At 58.7% G+C, this 8,450-nt stretch carries 7 protein-coding genes; 2 read left to right on the forward strand and 5 right to left on the reverse strand.

All coding sequences use genetic code 11. The annotated features are described in order from the left end of the window. Nucleotides 1-20 precede the first annotated feature (20 nt). Entirely contained in the window at nt 21-1,016 is a 996-nt protein-coding gene (locus RGM3321_RS08920) for an aldo/keto reductase (protein ID WP_244392687.1), read from the forward strand. Nucleotides 1,017-1,304: 288 nt separating this feature from the next. Next, a complete protein-coding gene (locus RGM3321_RS08925) occupies nt 1,305-2,945 on the forward strand; it encodes a methyl-accepting chemotaxis protein (RefSeq protein WP_244392688.1) in 1,641 nt (546 codons plus the stop codon). A 60-nt stretch (nt 2,946-3,005) separates the two neighbouring features. Here the strand turns inward: RGM3321_RS08925 and RGM3321_RS08930 are convergent, their stop codons facing one another. From RGM3321_RS08930 to RGM3321_RS08950, 5 genes are all read right to left on the reverse strand, one after another. Then, nucleotides 3,006-4,205, reverse strand: a complete 1,200-nt coding sequence (locus RGM3321_RS08930) for an MFS transporter (protein ID WP_244392689.1) — start codon at nt 4,203-4,205, stop codon at nt 3,006-3,008. A gap of 329 nt (nt 4,206-4,534) precedes the next feature. After that, complete coding sequence (locus RGM3321_RS08935) at nt 4,535-5,827, reverse strand: sorbosone dehydrogenase family protein (protein ID WP_244392690.1); 1,293 nt, start codon at nt 5,825-5,827, stop codon at nt 4,535-4,537. Continuing rightward, a complete protein-coding gene (locus RGM3321_RS08940; RefSeq protein ID WP_244392692.1) occupies nt 5,824-6,252 on the reverse strand; it encodes a DUF2231 domain-containing protein in 429 nt (142 codons plus the stop codon). Before RGM3321_RS08940 ends, RGM3321_RS08935 begins: the two co-directional genes overlap by 4 nt. A 146-nt stretch (nt 6,253-6,398) precedes the next feature. After that, nucleotides 6,399-6,542, reverse strand: coding sequence for a DUF2256 domain-containing protein (locus tag RGM3321_RS08945; RefSeq protein WP_244392693.1), 144 nt, complete (start codon nt 6,540-6,542; stop codon nt 6,399-6,401). Further along, the gene (locus tag RGM3321_RS08950; RefSeq protein ID WP_244392695.1) at nt 6,539-8,077 is read right to left on the reverse strand and encodes a cryptochrome/photolyase family protein; all 1,539 of its coding nucleotides are present in this window, start codon (nt 8,075-8,077) and stop codon (nt 6,539-6,541) included. The genes RGM3321_RS08945 and RGM3321_RS08950 overlap by 4 nt, the downstream gene beginning before the upstream one ends. Nucleotides 8,078-8,450: the final 373 nt, after the last annotated feature.

Consider the following 8,450-nt stretch of genomic DNA (forward strand, 5'->3'; position numbering starts at 1 on the left):
CAACGATAGACGGAGGATTCATGGACTACGTAAAGCTTGGCAACACAGGACTGGATATTTCCAGACTGTGCCTGGGATGCATGACATTCGGCGAGCCCGATGCCGGAACGCATCCCTGGACACTGGGCGAAGAAGCAAGCAGACCGATCATCAAACACGCCGTCGAGCAAGGCATCAATTTTTTTGACACGGCCAACAGCTACTCGGCAGGTACTTCGGAAACCATCGTCGGTAAATTGCTCAAAGAGTTCACGCGTCGCGACGAAACCGTGATCGCAACGAAGGTGTTCTTTCCGGCAAACATGTGGGAAGGCTCGACCCGCCCCAACGAAAAGGGGCTCTCGCGCAAGGCCATCATGTCCAGTATCGACGCGAGCCTGACGCGACTCGGCACTGACTATGTCGACCTGTATCAGATCCACCGCTGGGACTATGACACGCCCATCGAGGAAACCATGGAAGCCCTGCACGATGTGGTCAAGGCAGGCAAGGCCAGGTACATCGGCGCGTCATCCATGTATGCATGGCAGTTCGCCAAGGCCCAGCAGGTCGCTGCTGCGCACGGATGGAGCAAGTTTGTGTCCATGCAGAACTATCTGAACCTGGTGTATCGCGAAGAAGAGCGCGAGATGATCCCGCTGTGCATTGATCAGGGTGTCGGCCTGATGCCCTGGAGCCCGATGGCGCGTGGCAGGCTGACCCGGCCCCATGGGCAGCAGACCGAGCGGACCAGGACCGACGTTTCCGGTCAGTCGTTTTACCAGGCGACGGAAAAAGAAGACGGTCGGGTGATCGACGTTGTGGAACAGGTCGCAGCAGAACGGGGTGTGCCGATGGCGCAGGTCGCACTGGCCTGGGTATTGGCCAAACGAGGGGTTTCAGCGCCGATTGTCGGCGCGTCCAAAGCGTCCCAACTGGACGATGCCATCGCCGCACTGGAGCTGGTGCTCAGCGACGAAGAGATCCAACGCCTTGAGGCACCTTATGTACCGCATCTGGTGACCGGATTCGTCTGACCGGCGCAGCAGAAACCCGACGCCGGCGAACGTTACAGCGTCGCCGGTAACCTGATGGACCGCAGTCATCCGATAGAACGGTGACCAGCAACGCTTATGTTACGAAGACAACATCAAAGTACTCGTAACCGTCACACATTTCTGAAATAACACCTGTCTATCTCGCCGCACGCAAATATCTATTGGGCGGCCGACAGGCTGCACGGTATTGTATGGCCATTCGCAATGGATGGCGATTTGCCAGCGCTTGATTCGACTTTATCCACCTCCCCCGTTCGAGTCCCTTCCATGAAAAATCCGGTTTCTCTGGCTACCCGCATCGGCTTGGGGTTTGCCGCGGTCGTTTCACTGCTCATATTGATCACCGCTGTCGGCATTCAGCGGGTTGGCTTCATCGACAGCACCCTGGAAGACGTTGGAGACAATGCCGCAAAGGTGCAACGCTATGCGATCAACTTTCGTGGCAGCGTGCATAACCGGGCGATCGCCCTGCGCGATGCGGTGCTGGTCAACAATGATCAGGACCTCGCGCTCCATCTGGCAGAGATGACCCGGCTGGAAAAGGACTACATCGATTCGGCTGCACCGATGGACCAACTGTTCTCCAGGCCGACCGTAAGTGCCGAAGAGCGGCAACTGCTGCGTGACATCAAGGAAATCGAACAGCAGACGCTGGGCTCTACCAAAAGCGTCATTGCCTTGCGCCGTACGGGTGACATTGCAGGTGCCCAGGCATTATTGCTGCGCCAGACCTCGGGTGATTACAGCGAGTGGCTAAAGCGCATCAACGCACTCATCGACCATGAGGAAGCCGCGATCAGGGTTCATCTGGACGACGTGCAGGCTACCGCCAGTCAGTTCCGCGGGCTGATGCTGCTGGCCACGGCTTTCGCCGTGCTGCTGAGCATCGTGCTGTCGGTTTTCATCATTCGCTTTGTGAAAAAAACGCTTGGCGCGGAGCCTGTAGAGGTTGCGCAGGCCATTCGACGATTGGCGGCCGGCGATCTGCAGCAAACCATCACCACCGCGTATCCCGACAGCGTCATGGGCGTACTGAAGACCGCGCTGACTCGTCTCTCGGAAACCATCACCGAGGTGAGGACGGCTGCCCTAGAGGTCAGCCAGTCATCCACCGTGCTATCGGCGGCCTCCTCTGCCAACAATACTCAGATCATGGTGCAGACCCGTGAAGCCGAACAGGTGGCAGCCGCCATCAGCCAGATGGCCGCCACGGTCAATGAAGTCTCGGGCTATGCAGCACAGGCAGCAGACGCTGCACGCTTGGCAGACAGCGAAGTGGCGACCGGTAACCGACTCGTCGAAGGCACTACCACTGCCATCGAGCAACTGGCGGCCACGCTGACTGAAACAACAAATACTGTGGAGCAGGTGTCCAGGCACAGCGAGCAGATCGAAACGGTGATCGAGGTGATCAACTCGATTGCCTCGCAAACCAATCTGCTGGCACTCAATGCGGCCATTGAAGCAGCCCGTGCGGGTGAGCACGGTAGAGGCTTTGCAGTCGTCGCCGATGAAGTCCGTTCCCTGGCGAATCGCACCCAGCAGTCGACCCAGGAAATTCAAAACATGATCAGCACACTGCAAGGCGGTACTGAAACCGCGGCGCAGAACATGCGCGACAGCTGCGAGCTGGTCAATCGCGCCGTTGACCAGACACGCAACGCACAAAGTGCTCTGTCCAGAATCAATCAGGAAGTGGGCGCGATCAATCACATGAATGCGCAGATCGCCAGCGCTGCGGTTCAGCAAAGCTCGGTGGCAGAAGACGTTGCCATGAACATCAACAGCATTCACGACTCGACACTCAAGTCCGCCAATGGATCGCAGCAGGTGGCAAGCGCCAGCGAAGAACTGGCACAACTTGCAGATCGCCTTACCCGCAAGGTCGCGTTTTTCAAAGCAGGCTGACGATGTGAGCAGGTATTCGGCGCTGGATGCTGCATCGCCGGATACCTCATTAGCGGTTAATTAGTCTGTGCAAATGACCGGCCTGGAGCTGCGTATCGCCAGCATCACGGTGAGCATGGACAGTGCGGCACATACCGCACCGATTACGATGGCGGCGGTGAAGCCGGCCCGACCGGACACCACGCCGCCGAGGAACGCCCCGCCGCCAATCGACAGATTCACCACACAGACCAGCAGCGCCTGAACACCTTCCACGCGATCATTGGAGGCCTCGAAACACCAGATCTGCGTGGTGATGGGGATCATCCCGAAAGCGAACCCCCAGACCAGAATCACCGGCCAGAGCAGCCACGGGTTGCCGACGAACATCAGCAGCGCAGTCAGCGAACCCAGCATCAGCAGGGTCATGATCAGCACCGAGGACGGTGCGCTTCTGGCTGCCAGGGCTCCACCGGCCAGATTACCTGCCACCGCTGCCAGACCGAAGGCGAACAGCAATGCGCCCAGGGCCTGACCCTGGATATGCGCGAACTCCTGCACGAAGGGCGCGAGGTACGTGTAAGCCGCGAAGTGCCCCACATAGATCAACAATGCAGCGGCAAACATACGACGAATGCGTTGCTCGCCAGCCAGCGACAGCATCTGACTGATGCCGGCAGAACGCTCGCCCGGCAGCGCCGGTAAAAACATTGCAATCAACAGCCCTACCGCAACCGTGACCACTGCCGCCGTTTCAAATGCGGCTCGCCAGCCGAACGCTTCACCGATCAACGTGCCAGCCGGAATACCGGCAACAGTGCCGATCGAGACGCCCGCCAGTACGTACGCGGTGGCCTTTACGCCCTCCTTGCCGGGCCTCAAGCGAGGACCGAGCGAACCGGCAATCGTCCAGAAACCTCCCAGTGCGAAGCCAAGCAGGACCCTGCCGGCAAGCGTCAGCCAGAAGTGCGTCGACAGTGCCACGATCAGGTTGGACGCCAGCAATATCGAGAGCAGCCCCAGCAACAGGCGCTTGCGATCGACATGACTGAACAGAGCGATACAGGAAGGTGCTGAAATGGCCGCGAGGATGCCGGGCACAGCCATCATCAAGCCCGCTTGGCCGATGCTGGTTCCCAGGTCACGAGCAATATCGGGCAGCAGCCCGACAGGGAGAAATTCAGTGGTGACGGTAGCGAACGATCCAAGGGATACACTGCCCACAGCCCACCATGAAGCGGGTTTTATTACGACGTTTGCAGCGGTTTCAAAACGACTCACAGCGGTTCCAGAATTCGGGAATGTCAGCCACTGACCCGCCGGGCCAGCGCTTGGATGCGGTTAACCATAACGTGTGAAGCCTTGACGAAGCCACCTTGCGAGAGAAATTCTGTGTCAACGACACGCGATAATTTCCGCGAAGAATGGCTATCAGGCCGATGCTCCGCGTTGAGGTTTCATGGGTGACGCAGAGCGTCACGAACGGCATTCCCACGCGGAGCATGGGAACGATCACTCGCTGACTACCGCGTCGAGGCTTCTTGCATGACGCGGAGTGTCAAAGGCATTCCCATGCGGAGCATGGGAATGATCACACAGGCAGTCGTGACCTATTTGTTGCGGGTCACTCTCCAGACGGTGTTGGCCAGGTCGTCGGCAATGATAAGCGCACCCTTCGGATCAACCGTCACACCTACTGGCCGCCCGCGAGTCTTGCCGTCAGCACCACGGAAACCCGTTGCGAAGTCCACCGGCTCACCCGCAGGACGTCCATTGCTGAACGGCACGAAGATGACTTTGTAGCCAACCGGATTATCACGGTTCCAGCTGCCATGCTCGCCAACGAAGACGCCATCAGCGAACTTGTCCCCCATGGCCGGGATGGAGAAATCCACACCCAGAGCGGCCACGTGCGAACCCAGGCTGTAATCCGGCTTGATCGCCGCAGCGACCTTGGCCGGGTTCTGTGGCTGGGCACGCGTGTCTACGTTCTGGCCCCAATAGCTATAAGGCCAGCCATAGAACGCGCCCTCCTTCACCGACGTCAGGTAATCGGGAACCAGATCAGGGCCCAACTCGTCACGCTCATTGACCACCGTCCACAACTGCCCGGTACCCGGCTGAATCGTCAACGCGGTCGGGTTACGCAGACCGGTCGCATAAGGCTTGTGGGCACCGGTTGCGGCGTCGATCTGCCAGACCATCGCGCGATCGATTTCGACCTCCATGCCACGCTCGGTCACGTTGCTGTTCGAGCCGATGCCGACATACAGGGAGCGACCATCAAGGCTGACAGTCAGCGCCTTGGTCCAGTGGTGGTTAATCGCCGAAGGCAGATCGGTAACCTTGACCGGCTCACCGCTGGCCTTGGTCTGGCCGTCCTGGTAATCGAAGCGAACCAGCGCGTCCTGATTGGCCACATAGAGCTTGCCATCGGCAAACGCCAGTCCGTAAGGCGCGTTGAGGTTTTCGGCAAAGACTGTCTTCAGTTCGTACTTGCCATCACCGTCCGCATCGCGCAGCAAGGTCAGGCGATTGCCGCCTTTGACCTTGGTATTGCCCTGGGCTTTTATGACGCTGGCAATCACATCCTTGGGCTTGAGCTTGGCAGCACTGCCGCCGCGACCTTCGGCGATGAGGATGTCGCCGTTGGGCAACACGAGGGACTGGCGCGGAATGCTCAAGTCGGTGGCAATCGCAGTGATGCTGAACCCCTCGGGCACGCTCGGCTTTTGATCGCCCCATGCAACGGGCTCGGCAATCTTCATGCTGGGCAGCAGGCCACGTTGCGGTTCCGGCAGTTTCGGGTCCGGCCCGCGTGCCTGGGTGCTGTCCGCTTCGCCACCGCAAGCGCTCAACAGCAGCGCCATACTCAATGCAGTCAGTGCGTGAGAGTGCTTCATTCTGCACCTCCCGAACGCAGGCTGGTCAGCCCCGTCCATGTCGCAACACCGGCCAGTACGGCCACGATGACCGACAGGATCAAGCCAGACGGCATGACCGCCCAAGCGTCTTTCGCATGCTCGAAGGCATTGACCAGACCCAGCACCCAGGTGACCAGCAACAACAGGAAGTACACCACGGGACGACCGGCCTTGTTATCCGCACGCACCAGATTGACCAGTGCGAACAGCAACGCCAGCCCGCAGAACAGCAAGCCTCCGGCAATCAGCCAGGCGGCAAAGTTGCTCCACTGAATCTGAAAGGTCTGATAGTAGGCGATGTCGCTCAGCAATCCGCCAAGAAACAGAGGCACGGTTCCAGCGAGCAGGGTCGCGTGTAGCGGGCCTGGCGTATATCGGTAGTCGGGATAGGTGGTTACAGTCATGACGGCTCCTTTTCGTTCGGCGACCCTGGATCAATGCTCAGTGCGAATGCACTCGCCTGTCGGGGTCGCGCTGAATGCGCATAGAAAAGGATCATGCTGGCGAAGCGATAGTTCAGCACTTTTCATTTCGAAATATTTTGAAAGCGTTACTGGCTCGCCGATAGCTTGTTTCGACGACAGCGCTCAGAGCAGTAGCGCACCTCATCCCAGCAGCGTGCCCACTTCTTGCGCCAGGTAAAAGGCAGCCCGCAGACCGCGCAGGTTTTGACCGGCAGCTCACTCTTTTTCAAAGCGCCTCTCCGGCATCGAGCCTGGCCAGCAACGCCTCGCCCCGCTCCCACAGCGCCTGCTGTTTGGGTTCAGCCATGCGATCAAGGTTCTTGTAAATAATGCCCATACGCTGGTTGCGCCGCAAAAGATCGCCATGGCGCATCAGAAAATGCCAGTAGAGCGCGTTGAACGGGCAGGCATCGTCAGTCGTGCTTTCAGTGACCTTGTAAGCGCAGCCACGGCAATAGTCAGACATGCGCTTAATGTACTGGCCGCTGGCGCAGTAGGGTTTGGAACCCAGATAACCGCCATCGGCGTGCATGACCATGCCCAGCGTATTGGGCAGCTCGACCCAGTCGAAGGCGTCCATGTAAATCGCCAGATACCACTCGCAGATCTGGCTCGGCACGATACCGGCAAGCAGCGCAAAGTTGCCGGTCACCATCAGGCGCTGAATATGATGGGCATAGGCATGCTTCAGGCTCTGGCCGATCGCCTGACTCATACAGTTCATCTTCGTTTCGCCGGTCCAGTAAAGCTCCGGCAGCGGCCTGCTGTTGCCGAACAGGTTGCCATCGGCATACTCGGGCATTTTCAGCCAGTAAACGCCACGCACATATTCCCGCCAGCCGATCAATTGGCGAATGAAACCTTCGGCGGCATTCAGCGCCACCCTGCCCGACCAGTACGCGGACTCCACGTCACTGCAGACCTGGCGCAGATCCAGCAGGCCGATGTTCAGCGCAGCGCTGATCCGCGCGTGAAACAAAAACGGCTCATCGGTGGCCATTGCATCCTGATAATCGCCGAAGCCGGCCAGCCCGAAATCGAGAAAGTATTCCCACAGCGCCTGAGCATCGACATGCGTCACCGGGTAATCGAAATCATCCAGCGAACCGTAGTGACTGGCAAAACGTTCAGCTACCAATGTCAGCACGTCGCGAGTGATCCCGTCTGCCGAGAAGCGCATCGGGTAAGGCGCAGCGAGACCCTTGGGCAGGGCCTTGCGGTTTTCCGCATCAAAATTCCAGGCACCGCCCACCGGCGTACCGTCGCCGTTCAACAGCAGCCTGCTGTTGCGCCGCATCTCCCGATAGAAGAACTCCATGCGCAACTGCTTTTTACCCTGCGCCCACGACGAAAATTCTTCGCGGGAACAGAGAAAGCGCGTATCGGCATGCCATTGAATCGGCAACCCGCAGTCCTTGATCGACTGCTCCAGCCGCCAGTCACCGCACTCGGTAACATGCACCTCTTCGGCGTGCAGCAAAGCCTGCCAGCGCCGCAACTCACCCGGCACCGAGCCTGTGTTCTGCGGGTCATCAAGCATGACGTACTGCACCCGAACGCCGCGCTCACGCAGCGCCTCGGCAAAATGACGCATGGCGCTGAAGATCAGCACGATTTTCTGCGGATGATGCGGCACATGGCTCGCCTCCTCCATCACCTCGACCAGCAGAACCGTGTCGCGCTCGGCGTTGAGGTGCTCCAGAGACTTCAGGTCGAAGGACAACTGATCGCCGAGGACGAGGTAGAGATGGGGGGATTGGGTCAATGGGCGGGCTCCGCGGGGCTTCTGCAAGCACCTGAAAGGACGTGGCGAAAGGCTGTTGGTCTGTACATCAACGCTGGCAGGCCAATACCCCAGCGCCACAAAACTTGTACCAATGTAATTTCACGTACAAGATTTTCATAGCATTTTTTGATGGCCTCGCGCTGGATTGAATGCAGGCTTCAAGTTGTTCAGGCGAAGTCAGTCATCCGGTCGGTCGATACAAGCAAAGTGTAAAGCGTCATCACTGTAAGAAACGCACTACAGCTTCTTATGAAATGGCCGACGTCCTCGTTCGCCATCTCGCCTCATTTCGCCGCGTTATTAGTAGTAATGTCGCCTGGTGACATACCGCTGCAATCTCATGGTGTGAGCC

The organism is Pseudomonas sp. RGM 3321, assembly GCF_022836805.1.
In the GTDB taxonomy this organism is placed as follows: domain Bacteria; phylum Pseudomonadota; class Gammaproteobacteria; order Pseudomonadales; family Pseudomonadaceae; genus Aquipseudomonas.

What these genes read in the sequence shown, in the direction of transcription:
- RGM3321_RS08940 (WP_244392692.1), bottom strand. Translation starts at nt 6,252, where the DNA reads ATGACTGTAACCACCTATCCCGACTACCGATATACGCCAGGCCCGCTA.
- RGM3321_RS08935 (WP_244392690.1), bottom strand. Translation starts at nt 5,827, where the DNA reads ATGAAGCACTCTCACGCACTGACTGCATTGAGTATGGCGCTGCTGTTG.
- RGM3321_RS08920 (WP_244392687.1), top strand. Translation starts at nt 21, where the DNA reads ATGGACTACGTAAAGCTTGGCAACACAGGACTGGATATTTCCAGACTG.
- RGM3321_RS08925 (WP_244392688.1), top strand. Translation starts at nt 1,305, where the DNA reads ATGAAAAATCCGGTTTCTCTGGCTACCCGCATCGGCTTGGGGTTTGCC.